Here is a 22,871-nt window from a genome sequence, read left to right on the forward strand (position 1 = left end):
CTGTATTTTAATTCCGTTTAGGCTTTGTTAGCTCCAGTTTCTACTTTTTTTCTTCACGCAAAATTTTCTCCATTTTACGACCTCTTGCCAATTCATCAATCAGTTTTTCCATACGTCTACATTGTCTATACAATTCAAATTCATCCTCTATTTCTTCAATTCGATAACCACAAACGACTCCTTTAATCAAGTGTGCGTTTGGATTTATTTTAGCTTTTTGAAAAAATGTTCTAAAAGTTGCTTTTTCATCAATAAGTGCTTGTAAAGCATCTTGATCAAAACCGGTAAACCATTTAATTACTTGGTTGAGTTCTTCTTTTGTTCTACCATTTTTCTCCAATCTATTCAGGTAAAGTGGATAAATGGATGCAAATATCATATTGGCAACCTTTTCATTTTTTTCGGCCGTAACTTTCATTTTATTTGATTTTGAATTGATTGGTGCTAACGTTTAATAATATGTGTCGTATCTGTATAAATTGTTACCTAACTACAGACACTTTCTGCGCAGGTTTTATACATTTTTCAGCTTTAAAATCACTGCGCCATCATAAATATACAAGAATCCATCGATAAATCACTAGTCAGTTACGATCACATATATCGTGTTACCTACCGTGTTTATTCTTTTTTTAATTCCTGACCATTCCAAATTCCAGTATATTTTTCATCAAGTCCAATTATCGTAAACTTGAAGTTTCCATTTTCCTTGTAACTTATTTTTACATTAAATTCAGATTCCCAGAATTCGTCTCCGTAATTAAAGTCTAGAAGTTTACTAATAAAGACAATTTGGTTTTTTGTATCAAGTATGATGACAAAAAAATATTCAGGATAGCCATTGTCATAAAATTCATCATAACCAGTATTTTGTGAAACTAAAAAAGAACTTTTGCCCAAATTTTTTTAGTTCCGATTTATATGAAATAAAGAGTGAAATTAATATTAAGAAGTAAAATTTTGTCATATGTAGATAACATCTCTTGTATGAGTAGTAGCGGATTTATTGCAACTATTTTCAAATGAAAATAGTTATTAAAAAAAGAAAAACGGTTTGAGGAGCACCCAAACCGCGATTACTTATACACCGTGTTAGCTACTGGCATTATAGTATAACTAACCTAAAACATGAATCAGGCAAAAAGCATTTGCAACACCTAATACAATTTCAAATAAAATTCCTTGAATAATCTGCTTACTTGGTTTTCCATCAACTTTTAGGCTTATTAACCTGCCGATTGCGAAACCTATAAAAATTAATGAAGCGACTAAATGTGAGTTAAAAGTTAGTTTTTCGATAAATGTGCCAAGTAAAATAATCATTCCTGCAAAAAGCATTACTGCAGCGACTCCTCTCATTTCATTTAATAAACTAGCATCATTTTCAAGTTTAATCCCAGAACTTTTTAGATAAGTTTTTATTGGGTTGCTTAATCTCATTACACCAACAAATACGAGCATTAAAGCTGATAATGATAAGACTATAATTCTGATAATTTCCATTTTTAGATTTTTTAATTATTATATCCGCAAATGTAAATCGGGGTTGTGACATGGTTATGTCAAGGGTATTATTGATTTTTCACATATTTTTCAAAATACTCTTTTATAGTCATATTGTGAGGACTAAAAACCTGTTTTTCAGTTGTGATGTTTTCAATAAAATCTATTCTGAAGTGTCTAAAATCATTTCGTAATCGACAAAAAGCTACTAATAAAAAGTCTCCGTGAATACTATAAATCGCAAAAGGTTCAACACTACGGGTAGTTTGTTTCTTTTCAGAAGAAAGGTAATCTATTGTTAATATTTTATATTGGGTAATAGCTGATTGTATTTGCATCAGATTATTACTTGTTTTTTCTTCATTATTGTTACCACTAAAGTAAACTCTCTCTGCTAATAAATCAGCATTTCCTTTTTGAGAGTAGCGCAATATAGCTTTGATTTTTTCTAATGCGCTAGAAATGTTATCAACTAATGACTGGTCTTTGTTTTTTATTGCTAATTGTTCTATTGTGATTAGGGCATTAGCTTCATCCTCTGAAAAAAGAACAGGTGGAAGATGATATCCTTCCATAATTGAATAACCTTTACCTTCTTCTGTTACAATAGGGATTCCTGATTTTTCAAGGGTTCGAATATCTCTATAAATGGTTCTTAAACTTACATTATGCTTTTCAGCAAGTAGTCTTGCAGTAATAATTCTTTTCGATTGTAATTGGGTAAGGATAGCAGTTAATCTCGAAAGTCTTGGTTTTTCTTTTTCTTCCATTTTGTGTTTTCTGCTTGTGGCCAACGTTTAATATATGTATCGTAGCTGTGCAAAATGTTACCTAGCCTTGGACACATCTGCGCAGATTTTATACCTTTTTCAGTTTTAAAATCACTGCGCCATCATAAATATACAAGAACCAATCGATTAAACACTAATCAACTATGATCACATATATAGTGTTACCACACGTTATATTTTTTCAGGCTTATAATTCAATGTATTTCCGGTTTGATGATCAATTAGATTTAACATTTGGTCATTATATTCGAGTATTAAATAGTCTAATGTATCAGATTGATTAACAAGTTTGAGATATTCCATTGGTTTGTGTTCAGTACCTAATTCTTTGAAATATTCTCTATTAATTTTATAATCGTAAATATTATTAGGATAAATTTCTTGGCCTTTATAAAAGAAAAACCATTTTCCGTTTTTAATTTCTATTCCAGAAAGAGAATCGAGTTTACTTATCCATCGTCCATTTTTTAACTCTGTCAATTTAATTATTGGATTTTGAGGTTTTTTTATAGTTTTCCTATTATTTAAAAACTCATAACCTTTATGTTTTAAATATGTGATTCCATCAATTCTAAATTTCGTTTTGGTAAGTAACTCAATTTTAGTTGTGTCAGAACCTCCCAAACTAACAAATTCTAACTGTATTTTTCCATCCAGTTTTATTAATCCAACAAAAGTGAGGCAGGACTTCATTGGTAGAATTTCGGTTCTCTTTATTTCAGATGTGTAGGGTATAGTTTCCCAGAAGGCTGAGTTTTTGTTCTTATCAAAATCTAACCATAATATATTCTCTACGCTTATTTCATTTTTTGGAATCCAAAACCCGTTAAGATTTTCACGAACTGAGTCTATCTGAGTTAAGTCAATTTCATAGTCATTTTTCACTAAAACTAGATTCCTTTTTGGATTTGAACAACTAGATAAGGAAAAAGTTAAAACAAATATGCTTATTATTAATCTCAAGTTTTAAATTTTTTAATGTGTGCTAACAATTGGATATATCCAATTGGGTATATTTCTCTTTTACTCACAAATCTAGAAGATTTTGGATACACCTCAAATTATTTGTTGGCACTTGAGTATAAATTTCTGTTGTTTTGCTTTAACTATGCCTCAATAAGGTTTGGATATAGCCAAATGGCACGGATTTGTACCTTAAATCCACACCATCGGGATGAAACTATTCTATTCATCAAAAATCCTGTAGATTTGTGAAAATATAATCGATATATGTATACTAATACATATACCATTGTTGTTCACGAAATAGAGAAGTCCAGAACTTGAAAGAAAAACCTCAAAAAAATATAGAAAAAGAACAACCGACAAGGTTAGAAACTAGTTTAGTGTAAAGTCCAATCTTTAACTTGTGTATACCATGTTCTTTAACCAACAAAAGCTATGAATAAAAATATTGTCATTTTACTTTGCATTTCTTTATCATTATTCCTCACCAAATGTGATTCAGGACAAACAGATAAAAAATCCGATTCTGTTGAAATCGTTCAGGAAAAAGAAAGTGATACACTTAATTTACTGACTGATATCGCACCTCTTCTGGATGATGGAGATATTAATGCTGTAATTGAGATACCTGCAGGTACATTGGATAAATGGGAGTTAGATAAATCAACTGGAAAAATACGATGGGAATTGATTGACAAAAGACCTCGAATTGTAAAATATATAGGGTACCCCGGTAACTACGGAATGATCCCGAGGACTTTACTTTCAAAAGAAAAAGGTGGTGATGGTGATCCATTAGACATACTCGTCCTTGGTCCCCCAGTAGAAAGAGGTCATATACTAAAATGTAAAATAATTGGCGTCTTATATCTACAGGATAGAGGGGAACAAGATGATAAATTAATTGCTGTTTCGAGCGATTCTCCAATATACGGAGTTAACAGTATAGATGAATTAAACAATGATTACAAAGGAATTACCGAAATAGTGGAATTATGGTTTACAAACTATAAAGGACCAGGGAAAATCGTATCTAAGGGGTTTGGAAATAAAAAAATTGCAATTGACATACTTACAGAAGCAATTAATGAATATCAATTAAAAGATAATAAGCACAACAACGTATCCTATGAAAAGCCTTAAAGCGTTGAAATGACCAAAATTCGAATGAAAATATATAAAACATTACATATTGGCGAGTTTCATACCAACCACTGCGAAGATTTCTTAATTGAGGAGCAAATCGGAACAAATGAAGTACTATTGGCTGTCTTGGATGGCTGTACAATGGGAACAGAATCTGTTTTTGCTTCAATTCTTTTCGGAAAGATTTTACGAAATATTGCTAAAAATAAATTTTATGAAGAGTTTGTAACAGATAATTCAATACAATTAAAAGATAAACTTAAAGAGGTCGTTAAAACATTAATTCATGAGATTAAACTCTTCAAAAATCAACTAGGGCTTGAAACAAATGAACTGCTATCAACTTTAATAATTGGAATTGTCGAAACAAAAGAATCAAAGGCTGAGTTTCTTACAATTGGAGATGGACTAATCTGTAAGGATGGAGAGCTAATTGAATACGAACAAGATGACAAACCTGATTATCTTGGATATCATTTAGATGATGATTTTGATAGCTGGTTTGACAATCAAGAACAAAAAGTCTCAATTTCTAATTTTAAAGATTTATCCATCTGTACAGATGGTATCTTTACATTTAAAAACCTGGAGAACAAATCAAAACAAAAATCTGAAAACGAAAGATTCGAGTATTAAAAGATAAATGGAACCATCTGGTGACAGATGATTTAGCAATAATTAGAATAAAAAACAACATGCCAACATCGTGTTAATTATTATGAAAAGAAAAAAATTACTACTAACTGGAATACTACTAATTGGAATAAGTTCTTATGCTCAAAGTTTGAAATGTGAAGATTTTATGAATGGTGAATTTTATGTCCCAGTTGAAAAAGACATAACAAAAAGTTTTAAAATTAAACGAAATGGAAATAGCCAAATTGAGATTGTAGAAGATAACGGAGTTGAAAAAAAATCTTACATAATTATAAAGTGGATTGATGAATGCACTTATCGTCTCAAGTATGATGAAACTAAGATGGAATATACCGAAGCCGAAAAATTCATTAACTCTCATAATGGTGTACTAGTTGAGAAAATTGAAATTGTTGGAAATTGTTTCCTATACAAGTCAACAATGATAATAGATGGGAAAGAAGAAAGGAAAGATGGAAAAATTTGTAAAGAGTGAATATGAAAAGTAAAAAACTATACTCCATATCATAAAACCAGAATTGTTTAACTTCTGATCAAAAGGCTTTTCTATTGCCAATAGCACTAATTTTTTATAAGTTTAACCAAACGTAAAATAAATACAGAAACCAATGGATTCAGGTATATTTACCTTGCTCTGATTCATGGTAATAATTAAAATGATACACCCACTACGACAACATATCGAAGAAATAATCAGTCTTACCGATGAAGAATTCGATTTCGTTTTGAGTCATTTTGAGCAAATCAAAAGACGTAAACATCAATATATCGTTCAGGAAGGTGAAATTGTTAACAAAGAATACTGGATTATAAAAGGATGTCTAAAAAGCTATTTTATAGACCATACAGGAAAAGAGCATATACTACAATTCGGGATGGAAAATTGGTGGATTACAGATTACGAATCATTTGTAAAACAAACCAAATCCAAAACCTCTATAGACTGTATAGAAGATAGCGAGTTACTCTATATAACTTTTGAAAATAGAGAAAAGCTAACGGCCAAAATGCATAAAATGGAACGTTTTTGGGCGAAAAAAAGTAAAATTGGTCGAATTGCGCTTCAGAATAGAATCTTATCATTACTGAAAAATTCGTCTAAAGAACGATACGAATTACTTCTCGAACAGTATCCAAAACTTTTTCAACGTGTTCCCAAAAAAATGATTGCTGCCTATTTAGGGGTTTCCAGAGAAACGCTTAGCAGATTAAACTCTTAATTATTTTTACTCGTTTATTGCTTAAATCCGGGTTAAAGTGATATACATCACCCTAAAGAAGTGACAATCCTCCTTCGTAATAATTTCATTCTACAACACCTTTGTATGACCATTAATTTAATAAAAAAGTCATGCCATACATTAACATTAAAGTTACTGATGAACAAGTAACGATAGATCAAAAACGTCAATTAATAGAAGGTGCTACACAACTCGTTGTTGACATACTGAACAAAAATCCAAAAACAACTCATGTTGTTATTGAAGAAGTACCTATCGAAAATTGGGGAGTGAACGGGAAACAGTATTTAGGAACTAAAAAATAAAGAACATGAAAAACAAAACAGTAATTATTACAGGTGCATCTACAGGAATTGGTAAAGAAATTGCAAAATATTTTATAGCCCGAGAAAGTAATGTTGTAATGAACTCTGCTAACGAAGAAAACCTGAAAAACGCTTATGAGGAACTCGGTTCTCCTTCGAACGCAATTTACCTGGTCGGGGATATTAGCAAACAAGAAACAGGGCAAAAACTCGTAAGCCTGGCAATAGAAAAATTCAATGCTGTAGATGTTTTAATTAATAATGCAGGAATATTTTCTCCAAAACCGTTTTTAGATGTAGAGGAAAAAGATTTAGATCAATATTGGAATGTGAACCTAAAAGGAACCTATTTTACATCACAAGCTGTGATTCCTCATATGATAAAGCAACAAAATGGTTCGATTATAAACATCGGAACCGTTTTAGTCGACCATGCTATAGATGGATTCCCGGCAACAGCTCCTCTAGCGAGTAAAGGTGCTATACATGCTTTAACCAGGCAACTTGCTGCCGAATTTGGTAAAAACAACATCAAAGTAAACACAATTGCTCCGGGAATAATTAGAAGTCCATTGCAAAGTAAAATCGGAATTGAAGATGCCGATAGCTTAGCGGGATTACATTTATTAAACCGAATTGGAGAAGCTAATGAAATTGCTGAGGCAGCATATTATTTGGCTACATCAAATTTTGTAACCGGTGAAACGATTAATGTGGCAGGAGGGCATACAGTTGGACACGCCATCTAAAAAATAAATTATGTATAAAGAAAATATAAAAGAAATCGAAAGTCTAATTACCGATTATTTTGAGGGAATTTTTTATGGAGATGTAACCAAGCTTGAATCTTGTTTTCATAAAAACGTATATATCTATGGAGATATCAAAGGTGTCGATTATTTAAAAAGTGTAACTGAATATATCGAAGGAGTTAAAAATAGGCAAAGCCCTAAAGATGTAAACGAGCATCTAAAAATGGAAATTATAGGGATAGATATCATGGGTAAAATTGCCATGGCGAAATTACACCTTCCCATGCTAGGTTATAATTATTACGACTATTTATCATTAAGTAAAATCAATAATGATTGGAAAATTGTAAATAAACTATTCACTCATGTGCAATAAATGAAGTGTTATACAAGCCTGATTTGTAAAACAATTTATTCTAAGCCTCTTTACAGAGGCTTTATTTTTTTCCACATAACCTAATCATTGCTCTAGCCACTTTCTAAACATTGAGGTTATTGAGGTACTTGTCATTACTTTTTCGGGATACCCTTTCATTGTGATTAGCAATCGGTTTTTAAAATGATTTTCGATAGTATCGATATATTCTATATGTATGATTTGACTTCTATTGATTTTAAAGAATTTACTAGGTGCTAATTGGCCTTTTAGAACGCCAATACTTTGCGAGATAGGGTATCTTTTTCCGTCATGACGAGTAGCGATACAGAAATCCCCAGAAGCAATAATAACACTAATATCTGCTGTATTTAATAACTGAATACCGTTTGTATGTTTTATCACAAATCGTTGCTTATAGTTAGCCTGCTCCTCCTGTAATGCAGATTTTAAGGCTTTTAGAGTCGAATGGGTTAATGTGTCATAATCACCCTGCCGAAATAGTGTCTGGTATTTTTCTAGTGCATTTTTAAAATCGCTATCTGTATATGGTTTTAATATATATGCTATGCCATTTGTATTAAATGCTTGAAACAAATAATCATCATAAGCAGAACAAAATATTATTGGATAATTTACAGTAAATTCATCAAATAAATCAAAAGAAAGACCATCTAATAATTGAATGTCAGATAGAATGAAATCATACGTATTACTTTTTAAAAACACCTTACCATCTTCAACAGAGCGCGACCAATCATGAGAAACTTCTTCTCCAAAAAAATTATTTAAATGAGTAATTAACATCTGGTACGCCAGAATTTCATCTTCTAAAATTAAAATATTCATTCCTTTAAGATTCACTTCTTAGTTTAATAATTGGAATCGAAATTTTATATTCCAATTCCGTATTTATTATAGTAATCTCCTTATCCGATAACAACTTATATCTTGCATTTAAATTCACTAATCCAGTTCCAAAAGATTCTTCACTGGTCTTAAAATCAGATTTAGTGTTAGATACAATAATCAAATCTTCATTAATTGCTATAGTAACTTTTATGTTATTTTGTTGTCGTGGTTTATTGTGTTTTATAACGTTTTCTAACAATGTCTGCATAGCTCCTGTTGGGATAAATTTATCTGAAAGCGTTGTATTTTGTGTAATCTTAAAATTATAATCTTTACCAAATCGGGTTTCTATCAAAAATATGTAATTCTCTGCGAGCCGCATTTCTTTATGAAGCTCCATAATTTCAGAATCTTTGGTTTTAATTAAGTAGCGATAAATTAAAGATAGACGATTAACGTATTCTTTAGCTATTTCTGTATTACTATCTATTAGCGCAACTACAGAATTTAAATTATTAAACAGGAAATGAGGTTCCATTTGTGAACGTAAGAATTTTAATTCACTTTCTTTTTGTTGCTTTTGTATATCCAAAAGTTTTGTTTGGCTTTCATAAAACTTCTTTGTTAAAAGTAACCCCAAAGGCAATCCTACATTTTCAATACTTACTAATAAACCTTTAGTGATTAGATTAGGAATAGATCTATAGGCTACCATAAGGGCATTCCAATCCCAACTTTTTTCTATCGACCAAAATCCGGCAATTAGTCCAGTTATGCCAATTATCGTCATAAAAAACAGACTAAAAAAGGTAAAATGTATATACCGCTTCTTCTTGATAATATATACCGGAATTAACCAGTACATAAACAAAAAGATAAAAATAAAAATAAGGATAAATCCTGCAGAAAAATCTATCAAATATGCTCTTAGTGAAGCACCTTGTAAATAATACTCATACGAATGTAATAGTATTGGTATCAGTAGTAAATAAATACCGATTAATAGATAATCTGATTTGTTAAGACGTGTATCCATTTATATCGTAAATGTATTAATTATTGTCTTTAATTCTGTTTTGTTCTTCTTTGGATGCTTCCTTTCTACTTTTCTTTCTACTAAACTTAGAACCAAAGCTATATGAAAGTTGCAAATACACATTTTGTCGAGACTGATCGACTATTGCCTCTGCATTAATATTATCATATTTTACAACTCCATTAATTGGGCGATTTAAAATATCGTTCATTCCCATATTAACTTTTAATTGATCTTTCATAAATTTTTTACTCACTGCAACGTTTAATCCTGCCAGCCATTCGTGCTTAAATTGTCCATCCACCCCACTGGTTGAGTAATACCCCGTAAGTTCAGAATTAATACCCCACGGTAATTTGAGTTGGGCACTCGTATACCAGATTAAATTCCATCGTGCTAAATCTAGTTTTGGGGTTAAATTTTTAGATGTATATTTATTATGACTTACTATAACACCAGTAAATCCATCTAATCCTTTAATAAAGTTTAATGGCCCAAATGCTCTGAAACTCCAATTCTCATTTTTGGCTAAATTAATTACAGAACGTTTAGCTTGTCCTGTAGCATCATTCTGTGAGGTAATTTCAAACAAAACATCGGTAGTTTCTTTATAGTTAACACTAAAAAACGGCTGTTCATCATACGTTAAACTAAATTGAAAACTGTTTGTAAACTCTGGTTTAAGATTTGGGTTACCTTCTTCAAAAGTATAGGGATCATAATAGTATACAAAGGAATTTAATGAATTATATGAAGGCCTGCGAATACGATAACTATACGATAAGTTTGCACTAAATTCCTCGGTTAACTTTCTAGTAATTGTAGCACTTGGAAATAGTTTTGATATGTTTCTTGTTTGGGTTTCATTAGTATTAGTAGATGTTCCTTTGGTATTACTATCTTCCCAGCGTAGACCTCCAGACAATAACCAATTCCCTAATTTAGTATCCAGTTTAGAATACAATGCAATGATATTTTCATCTACCAAAAAACGATTGCTTTGGTCAATGTCTAAAACAAAACCCTGATTGCTGTCTTCTGTAAAAGAACGTAAATCACTATCTGTATCTACCACTGAATATTTTGCACCTACCATTACATTAAAAACATCATTAAAAGATCGCTTATAATCCCCTTTATAGGTAAATATCTCATAATTACCATCCTGAAAATAACGCTGGTTATCATACAGAATAGAACTTTGTCCAACCTGATACAAGTTATCAATGTTCTTATTCTTATAATTAATATAGTTAAAGTCTAAAACAAGGGTATTGTTATCGGTATCAAATTCATAATATGGATTAATGCTAAAAATAGTTCGTTCTCTATCATAATTATATGCTGTTATCAACGTATTAGATATATCGTTTTCAATGATAGAAGTATTGTTTGATGCAACTCTGTTTGAGTTTGTTTGAATTCCCCTTGCGCTTATTCCAATACTATGATGATTATTTATATAGTAATCTAATCCTCCACTAACCCGAAACGGTGTTGGATCATATGGAGAAATAGTAGCCTGATCATAGATTTGATTATTAACCTGGCGCTTTAAAAACAAATCTTCACGAGAAGTAGATTTTTGATATCCAGTACTCATTTGCCAATTTAATTTGTTTTTATAACTCGCTAAAGAAGCACTAGCACCATAATTAAATTCATTATTGTACCCCGTATTTAGTTTGATATTTCCGTGAGTTCCTAATTTTACATTTTTCATTAGAATAATGTTTATCAGCGGACCAGAACCTTCTGCATCTAATTGAGCACCAGGCTGTTGGACTAATTCAATTTTTGCAATATTATCGGCGGGCATATCTCGTAAAAGTGAAGCTATATCCATATAATCAGTTGTCTTTCCATTTATTAAAATTCTAATATTTCGTTGGCCTCCATAGCTTAGTTTTCCGTTGGTAACAATAACCCCTGGTAGCTTTTTCATTACATCTTGAAGATTAGAGTTTACCATTTCAGATTTCTCAAGATCTACAATCAATTTTTCTGCAGTTTGTCGTATTACGGGTCTAGAAGATGTTATAACGACCTCATTTAATGTTTGTGTTTCTTCTTCTAGAACAAAATTTACTACTTTTCTTACACTTTCTTTTGAAAGCAAAAAAGGTTCAGATTTTTGGGTTTTAAACCCGAGTATAGAAATTTCTACCCAGTAGTTGCCAGCAGGAATATTTTCAAAAATATAGCTCCCATTATTATCGCTAACAGCACCTGTCAGACTATTCGATATATCAGATGAGTGTAAAATAATATTAGCAAATTCTAATGGTGAATTTGTGTTTTCGGTAACCGTTCCCAAAATTGTATTTTGTGCATTACTGAACAAAATTCCCAGGAAAAAAACTAACGTGATTTTGATTGATGTATTCATGACTTTTCTTTTTTTACACGGTAAAATTGCATGATACGCTAATGGCTTAAAACCAGATTCTGACGAATCAGGATAAAAAAAAGATGAAGAGTTTCTTATAGCGGATAAAGTCTATTAGACATATGAATTCTAATAAATCCTTTGAAGGATTAAAAAATAGCCTCATATTTGCGTCATAATTTTGAACCAAAAAAACAAGTTTCAAGCCTATGTTATTATTTTTCACATATAAAAAGGACGCTGTAAGGCCGTTTTTAAATCAAGAATATAGGTAGTAAACTATACATAAGATATAAAAATCATAAGCGTCCAATACATTGGACGCTTTTTTTATCATCTTTTTTGTATATCTATTTTATCAAACAAAAATGGTATTTGAGAGATAAACATCAGAACAGCAATTGGTTACCAAACAGGTTAATATCCGTTAAAAAACGGACAGGGATTCTCATGCCTAAAAACAACATAAAACACTGATCATCAGTAAATTAAATTTTAAATTTTAGTTGTATAATTAAAAAATAGATTACATATTTGCACCGCAGTTTATAAATTGCAAAACCATAAATAGTTAATCTTTAATAACCGAAGTAATATGATTTTTACAAACATATATTGCAACACTCCAAAAGAACCAGGTTCTTTTAAGAGTATGCTTCGGGACTTCACCAATACATAATTTCCATTATATATGAGAAGAAGTCCGAAGCCATAAAGTTTCGGATTTTTTATTTTTCCTTTTAATCAGACTGCATTGTCACACTAAGTCCTTAGGTAAACTTAGGACAGACTTTGTCGAAGTGTAATTGAAATCTCAATAAAATCTCTCGAAACATTTTATCAAGTTTATGTCAGTAATGAAAATTCATTACATCACTCATTATTGGCAAATATCAAAACCTATACTAATGGGAAAGAAACTAAGCGGAAAGGATCTAATTAAATTAGGCTTTCCAAAGAATAATAGTATTAATGTGACTTTGGGTCAGATTAATCGATATCAAAAGAGAGTAAAAAAAGAACATATATTAATTGAAGCCAAAAAAGTATTGCTTAATCCAGAAGCATATCAGGGTGATGGTATCTGGGGGAAAATAGCAGAGAGTTTATTAAAACCAGTAGAAGTCAAAAGGCATGCATTAAAAACAACTCGATCTCCTTTCCAAATCTATGGGGAGAATGAAATTGATGAACAAGCAAAATATCAATTGTTTGATGCCTTAAAATTACCGGTTGCAACCGCAGGAGCTTTAATGCCAGATGCACATACAGGATATGGTCTTCCTATCGGAGGAGTACTGGCAACAAAGAATGCTGTGATTCCTTATGGAGTTGGAGTCGATATTGGATGTAGAATGTGTTTAACAGTCTATCCAATAGCAATTTCTTATCTCAAAGGAAAAAAGCATCAGTTAGAGAATATACTTTCTGAACATACCAAGTTCGGAATGTATGAAACTCATAAGATAAAGCATGATCATGAGATCTTTGAACGAGATGAATTTAAAACCATCCCGTTAGTCAAAAGATTGAAAGACAAAGCGTATAAGCAATTAGGTACTTCTGGTGGTGGTAATCACTTTGTAGAGTTTGGAGTAATTACAATTACCGATACAACGAACGAATGGGGGTTGCAGACTGGCGAATATTTAGGAGTGTTATCACATAGCGGCTCAAGAGGGTTGGGAGCCAATATCGCCAAACACTATACGTATTTAGCCACTAAGCAATGCCCGTTACCAAAGCATGTACAACAATTGGCCTGGTTAGATTTAGATACTCACGATGGCCAGGAATATTGGTTAGCAATGAATCTTGCTGGTGATTATGCACAGGCTTGTCATGATGATATTCATGCCAGGATAGCAAAGTTATTAGGGTCAAAACCCATAGCAAAAATTGAAAATCATCACAACTTTGCCTGGAAACAAGAGGTTAATGGTGAAGAGTGTATTGTGCATAGAAAAGGTGCCACACCAGCTGCCAAAGGTGAATTAGGGATTATTCCTGGTTCTATGACGGCTCCGGGGTACATCGTAAGAGGATTAGGAAACGAAGCAAGTTTACAATCTGCATCACATGGTGCTGGTCGATTACACTCGAGAAGAAAATGTAAAGAGAAATTTACAAGAAGTGAGATCAAAAAGCAACTAAAAGCACATGATGTAACGCTTATAGGAGGAGGAATTGATGAGGCACCAATGGCATATAAAAACATCGAAAAAGTAATGGCAAATCAACAAGAACTCGTAGAGATTGTTGGAACATTTACTCCAAAAATTGTTCGAATGGATAAATAGATAAGAAAATGAATCAAAAAATTATACAAATAACAGCAGGAAGAGGCCCGGCAGAATGTTGCTGGGTCGTAGCCCAGGTACTTAAGTATTTTTTGGATGATATACGACAAACAAGAATAACCTATAGTATCATACAAAGAGTAAAAGGGATAGAAAACGGTACATTACAATCTGCTACACTAAAACTGCAAGGCGATCAAGTAAACGCTTTGGTAAGTTCCTGGTTAGGCACTGTACAGTGGATAGGAACCTCAACTTTTCGTAAATATCATAAACGAAAAAACTGGTTTATCGGGATCTACGAACTAGATCTTATACACATAGAGAAAATAACCGAAAACGATATTATATTTCAAACGATGCGAAGTTCGGGCCCGGGAGGTCAGCATGTAAATAAGGTAAATTCTGCAGTTAGAGCTACACATAAACTTACAGGTACAAGTGTAGTGGTAATGGATAGTCGTTCACAACATCAAAATCGAAAAATTGCTGTCGAACGATTACAAAACAAAGTAGCCGAGGCACAGTTAGAACAATTAAAAAAATCGGTCTCAGACGAATGGGAAAACCACTTAAATGTTCAACGTGGTAACCCGATTAGAGTATTTAAAGGAACTGATTTCAAAAAGAAAAAAGTGACAAAATCCTTTAAAAACAAAAGAAATCAATTAAAAAATGATTTACACAATCAATTAAAAAATTAGAAAATGAGTAATTTACTAGACAAATATTTATTTCAGGCATTAGACGCTTATCCTTATAACTTAGAGGAAGCTGTAGAATCTTTGAACTATGCATTGTCTTATGATGAAAAAAATCCAATTGCGTTAAGTCTTTTGGGTCAGATATATGCAGAAAGTTTAAAGAACTATGAGGTTGCAAAAGAGTACTATCAACAGGCTTTAGCAGAAGACATGTATGCATTAGATGTATATCCTAAGTATATCAATGTCTTACTTTGGAATGAAGACTATGAAGAAGCCGAAAAACTAGTCGACTTTGCCCTAACCGTAAAGGGAACAGATAAGGCGATGTTATATCTAAAAAAAGGAATTCTTTTTGAGCAAAAAAAGAACTATAAAAAAGCATTAAAATGTCTGAAGTTGGCAAAAGAAAATGCCTACAATAATCATTTCATTAATGATATAAAAGAAGAGGAAGAGCGAATTAAAAATAAAATGCCAAAGCAAAAAAAAGCTAAGGATAAGTCTTCTTCTAAAAAGAAAACAAAGAAATCATAAAGCACATCATTCCAGCTTTTGCTGGAATGATGTATTGAAAACACAAAAAATGAAAACAACAAATACAATTATAATCATAGATCTGGAAGCTACCTGCTGGAATGGACCTATTCCCGCAGGTCAGGTTAATGAAATCATAGAAATAGGAATCTGCCTTTTGGATACGCAAACGGGAAGCATTTCTAAAAATAAAGGGATACTCATTACACCTGAGCAATCAGAAGTCAGTTCTTTTTGCACAGAACTCACTACGATTACTCAAGAATTAGTAGATAAAGAAGGAATTTCTTTTGAAACTGCCTGCGAAATGCTAAAAACTCAATACAAGGGTCATGAATACACCTGGGCGAGTTATGGGCAGTACGATCTAAACATGATGAAAAAACAATGTGCTAACAGAGGAATGGAGTATCCTTTATCACAAAATCATATTAATGTGAAAAAACTTTTTTCTGAGACCAAAGGATTACGAAGAAAAGTTGGAATGAAAGGTGCATTAGGAATTTTAAAAATCCCTCTAGAAGGAACGCATCATAGAGGAGTCGATGATGCCAAAAATATTGCTAAAATCTTACATTGGTGTATTCGGCAAGATAATGATTCGAATGATTAATGTTTTTCATTCATAAAAAAGCCAGTTATAAAAATAACTGGCTTTACTATTGATCAAAACAATGCTAAAATCTTACAATTTATACTAATACCCTTTGATTAAAAATTCGGTTCTTCTGTTTAATGCTTTGCCTTCTTCTGTTAAATTGGTTGTAAAAGGTTCGTTTTCACCATACCCCTTTGCTTCTAATCTATCAGAAGAGATTCCGGCTTCGACCAAATATCTCTTCACCGACTGAGCTCTTTTTAGTGATAATGACATATTTAGAGATTCATCACCTACATTATCAGTATGCCCTCCAATTTCCATAATCATAGTTGGACTATCTTTCATCATTTTGACTATTCTATTAAGGTCTAACCTACTTTCTATAGTTAAATTAGACTTACCAGTATCGAAGAATATATTATTTAATCTGGCTTTGGCACCTACCTTTATCTCTTCCAATATAATATTCCTGTTTACCTCTTTATATTCGGATTGATCATCTAGTCTAAAATTTTGTGAATTAAAGAACCTTCCTTCTGCACTGGCCGTCATACTGTAGCTTCGTCCGGCAGGTAAGATTACAGTATATTTGCCTGTCTTAGGGTTACTACGTGAACTCCCTACATAGTCACCAGTTAATAAATCCTGAATGACGATTTTTGCCTCGATAGGGTTTTGAGATTTGTCCCATACAGAACCTGTTACAATAGTTGTTGCTGTGGGTTTCATATCGGGCGGTAAACCAATTTGATAAATATCCTTTCCGCCTACTCCACCTGGTTTTTCTGAGGCAAAAAACGCATAATCTCCCGATGCCGATGTGGTAAAATATAGGTCTTTATACGGAGTATTAATAACACTACCCATATTAACAGGCTCAGACCACTCTCCGTCAATAAGTACTGTTTTAAACATATCTGTATCGCCATACCCTCCATGACCCGAAGAACTAAAATATAAGGTACGACCATCTGGAGCTAAAAACGGAGATTTTTCTTCACTAGCAGTATTTATAGTATTTCCAACATTTTTGGGGATACTCCACTCTCCTGATTCATTCTTATGACTTATATAAAGATCAGAATGCCCGTATCCTCCCGCTCGACCGGAAGAAAAAACCAGTTTTGATCCATCTGCAGAGATTGAAGGTTGTGCATCCCAACTCGAAGAGTTGATGACTGCCCCCATATTCTTAGGAATTTCCCAGGTCTCTCCATTTAATGATGAGGTATACAAATCACAACCTCCCATACCATCAGGAGCATTACATCTACCGAAGATCATAATTTGCCCATCACCAGTAAAAGTTGAGGCTCCCTCGTTTTTTATTGAGTTTAATGGTTCGGGAAGCAACTGTGCCTGCCCGATTCCTCCTTCGTATAAATTTACAACATATAGATCTTCTTTTCCCGGGTTACCAAACCTACTTCCTCGTTGACTGGTAAAATATAATTTGGTTGCCGAAGGATTGACCATAGGAAAATAATCATCATGTCTACTATTTAAAGATTTGATTAAAACATAGTTATCAGTACCAATTTTATAATCATATTTAGTGATTTTATCATCTTCATCAATATTTTCTCTATCATATCGATCAAAAAAAGTACGGCCGTTTTCATTATACACATTAATTCGGGTTAAATGTTTTGATCCGAAAACAGCAAAAAGTCCAAATTGCCATTTTCCAATATCTTTTCCTTTTTTTATTCGCCAAAAAAAGTCATTATGCCAATTCCCATTTGAAATAATCTGGTAATGTTTTAATGGAATTTTTTTTTCTAAAGTCCGTTGTTTTCCGTTGAGTAAGGTTTCTACTATTTTTAGATCAATGGTTAGTTCTCCATGTACTCCAAAGTTGATATGCCCACTACGAGTTGCTTTATAGACACTTTTATCAGCAACAAAAAATTCATAACTCTCTACGTTTTTCATGTTGACTCTAAAATGAAGTATCGAAAAACTATACGCTGTCTTCGCATATATCTGTGACTGTACCAATTGACATACTACAATGACAATAATGGCAATATAATAGCTTGTTTTTTTCATGTATTTGTGTTTGTATTGTGATAGAGATCAGATCTGTTTCCCCTACAGGTAAATCTGATTTTGTAGTCATCATTTCGATTACATATTAATTATTGTTCTTCATACACCACTTTAATCTCATCATTGGTTAAAGCTCTTGTATAGATACGCAGATCATCGAGTGCTCCTTCATAGTATTCAATTTGATCAGAACTCCCCGTATCTTTTGCTCCCATATAAGAGTTTTCAGACTTTTCAGTTATTTGTGCTCTTGTTATTTCCTCTCTTCCTGAAAGTTTATTATTGATAAAAATCTCGAAAACATCTGTAGCTTTATGTCGTATGGCTACGTGTACCCATGAATTTGCAGGAATCGTTGCTTTTACAATTTCCGTGATACTTATTGAAGCTACTGAATTACCTCTAAATATGACCCTGTATTCAATTTGATCATTTACTTTTCTAATATCGATGTATGATTTTGAGGAGAATAACCCCAAAATGGTAGATTCGGTATTGATATTTGCTGTATTCATCCAAAACGAAAATGTTAAGTCTCCTATATAATCCGGACCAGGTATAGGGTTCGAATAATTTACATAGCCTGATGTTCCATTAAAAGATAATGCGGCATTACTGTTTCCGTTTCGGTCATTTATATAGGTAACATTTCCTTGTGCAATACCCGGATTATTAATATCAACTTCATCCGTAAGGTTAGCATCAAATTTATAATGTGCTATCAAATCTGATATGATATCTATAGCGGGTTTGACATGAATAAAGTTTTCTTTTGTTATCGAGTTTGTACTATCACTGTTACTTACCTCTAGTGTTACCGAGTATGTACCCGCAGTATTGTATTGTACTACCGGGTTTTGTGCTGTAGAGGTTTCTGGAGTTCCGCCAGGGAAAGTCCATAACCATTGCCCTGCATTTGTAGATTGATCTGTGAATGCAACTGTATTTCCTTCAATAATTTCTGTAACATCAGAAGTAAAAGCCGCATTGGCAGGTTCAAAAACAGATATATAGTTATCTTTAACTTCGGTATCTGAATCCTGATCGTTTGAAACGGTTAAAGAAATTCGAAATACACCAGCCTGATTGAAAACTACTTTAGGGTTCTCGATAGTAGAAGTATTAGGAGTTCCTCCCTGAAAAGACCAGCTCCATTGATTCGGATTTCCCGATGACATATCAGAAAAAGTTACTTCAGAACCAACAGCTACATTTCGAATATTTGATTTAAAATCTGCATTTAAATTAGTTCCAGTATTTGTTTTGTCTACCTGAATAGTTTTCTGATCATCATCAGATCCTGCCGAATTAGAAACTTTTAGGGTTGCTTTAAAACTACCTTCGTTCGCATAAAGCACTTTTACTGTTGGTTCGTTTGAACTTGAAATATTTCCTCCCTCAAATATCCATTCGATTTTATCGACTTGACCCGTTGATGCGCTGGTAAACGTAACTTCTTCTCCTGGCTTTATATTTTCTGCACTTACTGTAATTTTTGACGTTGGAGGGTTTATATCCGGATCTGATTCATCTTCACTACATGCTCCTGCTACCACAAGTAGAAGTAAACATAATCCCGATGTATACAGTTTTTGATTTGTTTTCTTAAAGCAATTGTATTGAGTTGCTATAGTGTACTTGGTCCTCCTCAAAAACCAAAATAATAATTGGTTTATATGCGATGTTGCTTTCATAGTTTTAATTTTTGATAATTATTTCTAAATCAATGTTTTATGTGAATTGCATCAAAAATAAAAGCTATACAAGACAATAGCTTGCGGAAATGCGCAACAGGAATATTTTTAAAAAAGGTTTATACCAGTTCTGATGTGAAAATACTCAAAAGGAAAGTCGAAAATTTTTGTTTTAGACAAATACTAAAAATCAATCATAGCCATAGCTACGTTTTATTTTTAATATGAATTATAAGCCATAAAGAGTGATTTAATTCGCTAATTTTACATTAGAAATGATATTAAATCAGTCCTATATCTTTTACAATACTAATAAGGTGAGGAAGAGTATCGGCTTCAAAGAGTATTTTAAGATCCTGCAATCGATATTCTATACTTCTTTTACTACCAGAAGGGATGTTGTTTGCTTTAAAATGTTCAGAAATCTGTTTTTGATTAAGTCCTTTGGCTAATAATCCGAGGATTAATTTATCAGATGTGCTTACCTCTGATATATTCCCCGAATTACGAAGTAATGCTACAATATCCTCGGAGTAATACGAGGTACCTTGTAAGATTGATTTTATAGCCTTGCCCATGTCTTCTGCTTCTCGTCTTCCTTTTGAGATGTACCCATTAATCCCATATTCATCAATTAGTTTCTTAATAACTCCTACACGGTTTTCTATAGAAAAAACAATAATGTCGAGGTTGGGTTGTATTTTTCTGACTTGCCGAATAAGATCTTCGCCAGAATATAATTTTCTTAGTTTATGATCTTCTCTAAAGGATAGATCTGTAATCAAAAGATCAAACGGAACGTTTTTAAGTAAAGAAGATTTTAACTTAAGTAATGCATTATCGCAGTAATCAGCAGTTTCAATGTGGAGGATATCAAGTTCTGTTAAGGTACTTTGTAGTCCTCTACTTATACTTTGTTGGTCTTCTGCGATCAGTATTTTTTTAAACATCACTACGCTCTATTTTTGAAATACTATAGTGGCTCTAAATCCTTGTTCAGGGCTTGTTTCAAAAGTAAGCTTCCCTTTGATATTTTCTATGCGATTTTCCGCATTTACCAATCCATTTGTTTTTATAGTACTAATATTGCACCCTTTTCCATTATCTATATACTTAATCACCCTTTTCTTATCACTGTCCTTTACCATCAATGTTATCCTTTTACAATGGCTATGTTTTTTGGCATTGATAAAAAGTTCCTGCAAAACTCTGTATACTGCTATTTTTTTATAATCAGGTATCGTTGTCCATTCAAATTCTGATACGTTAGTGATTACACTTACATCACTAGTATTGTATTGTTGTATCAGGTTTATGAGTTCTCCTTCAAATTCATCAACATCTACAGTTGCTGTTTCTATCGAAATATCTCTTGCTCTCAGATATATATTTTGCAACTTGTTTCCCAACAGTTCTTTTGTAGAAACAATCGGGATATCTTCTGTTTTTTCTACAAAACTGGTTAAGTGAGAAATATCATTAGCCAATTCATCATGAATCCTTTTAGAAATTCTTTTTTCGGTTTCATAGACTTCTATTTCTTTTTCTTTTCTGTGCTTCTGAACCAGATAATATCTAAAAAAAGCGATGGCAAGCAATAATATAATCCCAGCTAACAGATATATGATTTTTTGAGTTCTCTGTATAGAAACTTCCAGTCGTTGCTTTGCCATAATCACTTTCAGGTTTTCAATTTCTTCAGATTTTAATCGATCATCATACCGTATCTTGGCAAACTGGGTTTTTACCTGTAACTCTTGTTTCTTAAGGCTATCACTTAATGTAATATACCTGTTTTTTATACCAACATCATTGGGTTGTATTCTCATCAAAAACTGTAGCGCATCTAATTCTCCTTTTGGGTTTTTGACCCTCTTAGAGATTCGGATTGCTTTTTGAAACCAGGATATAGCCTCGTTGCTGTCTTTTTGCAAAAAAAAACTCCCCCAGGCGGGTATAACTAGCTATCAATCCAGATTTATCATTGTGTTTAGTTCTAATCTCAAGTGCTTTTAAAAAATCGTTCCTGACATCTAATGTATCCTTACGCCATCTGGCATATGCCAAATTGTCCAAGACCCTTGCTCGTTGTTTTGGGATCTTGTTTATTAGAGAATCCTTTAAAATGCCTTTGAACAATTCAATTGCCTTCTGATATTCTTGAGTACCTATATATACAGTACCTAAATTATTTTTATAAACTAGCAGATTTTTTTGGTCTTTTGTAATCTCTATAGCTTTCTTGTAAAATAGAGTAGCGTCTTTATCATTTAAAAGTTTAAGGTTATTCATAGCCAATACATTATATGCAGAAGCAATATAATTGGTATCTTTTTGTTTGTCTAAATATTGCAAGGCTTCAGTAGTTGTTTCCTTACTACCAAAATAATCACTACAATTTTGTTGAATATGAGCCATATTCAACAAACGCCTACCCACCTGGCTACTATCTGGGATACTTAAAAAATTGTTCTTTGATTTATTATAGTAATAAAAAGAACTATCTAATGAGTATTGGATGGCATGAAGATAATATCCTTTTAGATAATTAGCTTTTCCTGTATAATATAAGTCATTAGATTCCTTTGCTTTTGCCAATAATAAATCATTATAATACGTAAGGCTATCATATTGTTTTTGCGAATAGTGAAGCACACTTTTTCGGTACAGCACTTTAACATATAAGGTATCGTTTTGTTGTGCTACGACCTGTCGATAAGCTTTATCGATTGCCTCTTGTCTACTATCTATCGTTTGTGCTTTATCTTTGGATACATCATAATAATAAACAATACTGTCTATATGCACATCACCAGGATTAGGACTTGTGGTGTGTTTATTATGACAGGAAAATAAAAAGGGGGTAAGGAAAAGGATAAAAGCTTTATAATTCACTTTTCTTTGATTTATCACTAAAGATATAAAAGAAAAGCTGCATATAAAATGCAGCCTTTCATTTTTTTATAAAT

At 32.4% G+C, this 22,871-nt stretch carries 24 protein-coding genes; 11 read left to right on the forward strand and 13 right to left on the reverse strand.

Translation table 11 applies throughout. The features are described 5' to 3' along the window. Positions 1-40 precede the first annotated feature (40 nt). The 5 genes from NNH57_RS12555 to NNH57_RS12575 form a co-directional block, all read right to left on the reverse strand. A complete protein-coding gene (locus NNH57_RS12555; protein ID WP_074407432.1) occupies positions 41-418 on the reverse strand; it encodes a DUF2200 domain-containing protein in 378 nt (125 codons plus the stop codon). Between the two features lie 203 nt (positions 419-621). Continuing rightward, entirely contained in the window at positions 622-900 is a 279-nt protein-coding gene (locus tag NNH57_RS12560; protein ID WP_108809097.1) for a hypothetical protein, read from the reverse strand. A 216-nt stretch (positions 901-1,116) separates the two neighbouring features. Beyond that, positions 1,117-1,503, reverse strand: coding sequence for a DUF4345 domain-containing protein (locus NNH57_RS12565; RefSeq protein ID WP_074407430.1), 387 nt, complete (start codon positions 1,501-1,503; stop codon positions 1,117-1,119). Positions 1,504-1,571: 68 nt separating this feature from the next. After that, positions 1,572-2,273, reverse strand: coding sequence for a helix-turn-helix transcriptional regulator (locus tag NNH57_RS12570; protein ID WP_074407429.1), 702 nt, complete (start codon positions 2,271-2,273; stop codon positions 1,572-1,574). Between the two features lie 192 nt (positions 2,274-2,465). Next, positions 2,466-3,179 (reverse strand): hypothetical protein, encoded by a 714-nt coding sequence (locus tag NNH57_RS12575; RefSeq protein ID WP_108809096.1) that lies wholly within the window; start codon positions 3,177-3,179, stop codon positions 2,466-2,468. Positions 3,180-3,695: 516 nt separating this feature from the next. On the opposite strand from NNH57_RS12575, the gene NNH57_RS12580 reads away from it, so the two are divergent. From NNH57_RS12580 to NNH57_RS12610, 7 genes are all read left to right on the forward strand, one after another. Beyond that, complete coding sequence (locus tag NNH57_RS12580; protein WP_108809095.1) at positions 3,696-4,403, forward strand: inorganic diphosphatase; 708 nt, start codon at positions 3,696-3,698, stop codon at positions 4,401-4,403. Between the two features lie 24 nt (positions 4,404-4,427). Further along, a complete protein-coding gene (locus NNH57_RS12585; protein WP_199915447.1) occupies positions 4,428-5,042 on the forward strand; it encodes a protein phosphatase 2C domain-containing protein in 615 nt (204 codons plus the stop codon). An 82-nt stretch (positions 5,043-5,124) separates the two neighbouring features. After that, positions 5,125-5,538 carry a hypothetical protein gene (locus NNH57_RS12590; RefSeq protein WP_132066211.1) on the forward strand — a complete coding sequence of 138 codons (414 nt, stop codon included), beginning with the start codon at positions 5,125-5,127 and terminating at the stop codon, positions 5,536-5,538. Positions 5,539-5,719: 181 nt separating this feature from the next. Further along, positions 5,720-6,283 (forward strand): Crp/Fnr family transcriptional regulator, encoded by a 564-nt coding sequence (locus NNH57_RS12595; protein ID WP_074407686.1) that lies wholly within the window; start codon positions 5,720-5,722, stop codon positions 6,281-6,283. A gap of 131 nt (positions 6,284-6,414) precedes the next feature. Continuing rightward, the gene (locus NNH57_RS12600; RefSeq protein ID WP_074407424.1) at positions 6,415-6,609 is read left to right on the forward strand and encodes a tautomerase family protein; all 195 of its coding nucleotides are present in this window, start codon (positions 6,415-6,417) and stop codon (positions 6,607-6,609) included. Between the two features lie 5 nt (positions 6,610-6,614). Next, positions 6,615-7,358 (forward strand): SDR family NAD(P)-dependent oxidoreductase, encoded by a 744-nt coding sequence (locus NNH57_RS12605; protein WP_074407423.1) that lies wholly within the window; start codon positions 6,615-6,617, stop codon positions 7,356-7,358. Between the two features lie 10 nt (positions 7,359-7,368). Beyond that, positions 7,369-7,737 (forward strand): nuclear transport factor 2 family protein, encoded by a 369-nt coding sequence (locus tag NNH57_RS12610; RefSeq protein WP_074407422.1) that lies wholly within the window; start codon positions 7,369-7,371, stop codon positions 7,735-7,737. 84 nt (positions 7,738-7,821) lie between these two features. Here the strand turns inward: NNH57_RS12610 and NNH57_RS12615 are convergent, their stop codons facing one another. From NNH57_RS12615 to NNH57_RS12625, 3 genes are read right to left on the reverse strand one after another with little or no spacing between them, the layout of a single operon-like run. After that, on the reverse strand, positions 7,822-8,586 hold the full coding sequence (locus NNH57_RS12615) for a LytR/AlgR family response regulator transcription factor (RefSeq protein ID WP_132066213.1): 765 nt from the start codon (positions 8,584-8,586) through the stop codon (positions 7,822-7,824). A gap of 4 nt (positions 8,587-8,590) precedes the next feature. Next, positions 8,591-9,625 (reverse strand): sensor histidine kinase, encoded by a 1,035-nt coding sequence (locus NNH57_RS12620; RefSeq protein ID WP_074407420.1) that lies wholly within the window; start codon positions 9,623-9,625, stop codon positions 8,591-8,593. A 16-nt stretch (positions 9,626-9,641) separates the two neighbouring features. Next, entirely contained in the window at positions 9,642-12,014 is a 2,373-nt protein-coding gene (locus NNH57_RS12625; protein ID WP_108809093.1) for a TonB-dependent receptor domain-containing protein, read from the reverse strand. A gap of 908 nt (positions 12,015-12,922) precedes the next feature. Between NNH57_RS12625 and NNH57_RS12630 the strand changes: the two genes are divergently transcribed. Genes NNH57_RS12630 through NNH57_RS12645 form a run of 4 tightly spaced genes read left to right on the forward strand, consistent with a single transcriptional unit; the run spans position 12,923 to position 16,168 of the window. Next, the gene (locus NNH57_RS12630) at positions 12,923-14,314 is read left to right on the forward strand and encodes an RtcB family protein (RefSeq protein WP_074407418.1); all 1,392 of its coding nucleotides are present in this window, start codon (positions 12,923-12,925) and stop codon (positions 14,312-14,314) included. A gap of 8 nt (positions 14,315-14,322) precedes the next feature. Then, complete coding sequence (prfH, locus tag NNH57_RS12635; RefSeq protein ID WP_074407417.1) at positions 14,323-15,018, forward strand: peptide chain release factor H; 696 nt, start codon at positions 14,323-14,325, stop codon at positions 15,016-15,018. 3 nt (positions 15,019-15,021) lie between these two features. Continuing rightward, positions 15,022-15,555: a tetratricopeptide repeat protein gene (locus NNH57_RS12640; protein ID WP_025663029.1), complete on the forward strand. Its 534-nt coding sequence runs from the start codon at positions 15,022-15,024 to the stop codon at positions 15,553-15,555. Between the two features lie 49 nt (positions 15,556-15,604). Then, positions 15,605-16,168, forward strand: coding sequence for a 3'-5' exonuclease (locus NNH57_RS12645; RefSeq protein WP_074407416.1), 564 nt, complete (start codon positions 15,605-15,607; stop codon positions 16,166-16,168). 84 nt (positions 16,169-16,252) lie between these two features. Here the strand turns inward: NNH57_RS12645 and NNH57_RS12650 are convergent, their stop codons facing one another. The 5 genes from NNH57_RS12650 to NNH57_RS12670 form a co-directional block, all read right to left on the reverse strand. Then, the gene (locus NNH57_RS12650; RefSeq protein ID WP_108809092.1) at positions 16,253-18,208 is read right to left on the reverse strand and encodes an OmpA family protein; all 1,956 of its coding nucleotides are present in this window, start codon (positions 18,206-18,208) and stop codon (positions 16,253-16,255) included. Positions 18,209-18,297: 89 nt separating this feature from the next. Next, positions 18,298-19,902 (reverse strand): PKD domain-containing protein, encoded by a 1,605-nt coding sequence (locus NNH57_RS12655; protein ID WP_074407414.1) that lies wholly within the window; start codon positions 19,900-19,902, stop codon positions 18,298-18,300. Between the two features lie 281 nt (positions 19,903-20,183). Then, a complete protein-coding gene (locus NNH57_RS12660; RefSeq protein ID WP_074407413.1) occupies positions 20,184-20,852 on the reverse strand; it encodes a response regulator in 669 nt (222 codons plus the stop codon). A gap of 9 nt (positions 20,853-20,861) precedes the next feature. Next, a complete protein-coding gene (locus tag NNH57_RS12665; protein WP_254504171.1) occupies positions 20,862-21,836 on the reverse strand; it encodes a sensor histidine kinase in 975 nt (324 codons plus the stop codon). Further along, on the reverse strand, positions 21,778-22,797 hold the full coding sequence (locus NNH57_RS12670) for a hypothetical protein (RefSeq protein ID WP_254504173.1): 1,020 nt from the start codon (positions 22,795-22,797) through the stop codon (positions 21,778-21,780). The genes NNH57_RS12665 and NNH57_RS12670 overlap by 59 nt, the downstream gene beginning before the upstream one ends. Positions 22,798-22,871: the final 74 nt, after the last annotated feature.

Source organism: Aquimarina spinulae, assembly GCF_943373825.1.
GTDB classification, from domain to species: domain Bacteria; phylum Bacteroidota; class Bacteroidia; order Flavobacteriales; family Flavobacteriaceae; genus Aquimarina; species Aquimarina spinulae.

Bases quoted from the DNA above. Each gene is read 5' to 3' on its own strand.
- NNH57_RS12555 (WP_074407432.1), bottom strand. From the start codon at position 418: ATGAAAGTTACGGCCGAAAAAAATGAAAAGGTTGCCAATATGATATTT.
- NNH57_RS12565 (WP_074407430.1), bottom strand. From the start codon at position 1,503: ATGGAAATTATCAGAATTATAGTCTTATCATTATCAGCTTTAATGCTC.
- NNH57_RS12570 (WP_074407429.1), bottom strand. From the start codon at position 2,273: ATGGAAGAAAAAGAAAAACCAAGACTTTCGAGATTAACTGCTATCCTT.
- NNH57_RS12580 (WP_108809095.1), top strand. From the start codon at position 3,696: ATGAATAAAAATATTGTCATTTTACTTTGCATTTCTTTATCATTATTC.
- NNH57_RS12585 (WP_199915447.1), top strand. From the start codon at position 4,428: ATGAAAATATATAAAACATTACATATTGGCGAGTTTCATACCAACCAC.
- NNH57_RS12590 (WP_132066211.1), top strand. From the start codon at position 5,125: ATGAAAAGAAAAAAATTACTACTAACTGGAATACTACTAATTGGAATA.
- NNH57_RS12595 (WP_074407686.1), top strand. From the start codon at position 5,720: ATGATACACCCACTACGACAACATATCGAAGAAATAATCAGTCTTACC.
- NNH57_RS12600 (WP_074407424.1), top strand. From the start codon at position 6,415: ATGCCATACATTAACATTAAAGTTACTGATGAACAAGTAACGATAGAT.
- NNH57_RS12605 (WP_074407423.1), top strand. From the start codon at position 6,615: ATGAAAAACAAAACAGTAATTATTACAGGTGCATCTACAGGAATTGGT.
- NNH57_RS12610 (WP_074407422.1), top strand. From the start codon at position 7,369: ATGTATAAAGAAAATATAAAAGAAATCGAAAGTCTAATTACCGATTAT.
- NNH57_RS12615 (WP_132066213.1), bottom strand. From the start codon at position 8,586: ATGAATATTTTAATTTTAGAAGATGAAATTCTGGCGTACCAGATGTTA.
- NNH57_RS12620 (WP_074407420.1), bottom strand. From the start codon at position 9,625: ATGGATACACGTCTTAACAAATCAGATTATCTATTAATCGGTATTTAT.
- NNH57_RS12625 (WP_108809093.1), bottom strand. From the start codon at position 12,014: ATGAATACATCAATCAAAATCACGTTAGTTTTTTTCCTGGGAATTTTG.
- NNH57_RS12630 (WP_074407418.1), top strand. From the start codon at position 12,923: ATGGGAAAGAAACTAAGCGGAAAGGATCTAATTAAATTAGGCTTTCCA.
- prfH (WP_074407417.1), top strand. From the start codon at position 14,323: ATGAATCAAAAAATTATACAAATAACAGCAGGAAGAGGCCCGGCAGAA.
- NNH57_RS12640 (WP_025663029.1), top strand. From the start codon at position 15,022: ATGAGTAATTTACTAGACAAATATTTATTTCAGGCATTAGACGCTTAT.
- NNH57_RS12645 (WP_074407416.1), top strand. From the start codon at position 15,605: ATGAAAACAACAAATACAATTATAATCATAGATCTGGAAGCTACCTGC.
- NNH57_RS12650 (WP_108809092.1), bottom strand. From the start codon at position 18,208: ATGAAAAAAACAAGCTATTATATTGCCATTATTGTCATTGTAGTATGT.
- NNH57_RS12655 (WP_074407414.1), bottom strand. From the start codon at position 19,902: ATGAAAGCAACATCGCATATAAACCAATTATTATTTTGGTTTTTGAGG.
- NNH57_RS12660 (WP_074407413.1), bottom strand. From the start codon at position 20,852: ATGTTTAAAAAAATACTGATCGCAGAAGACCAACAAAGTATAAGTAGA.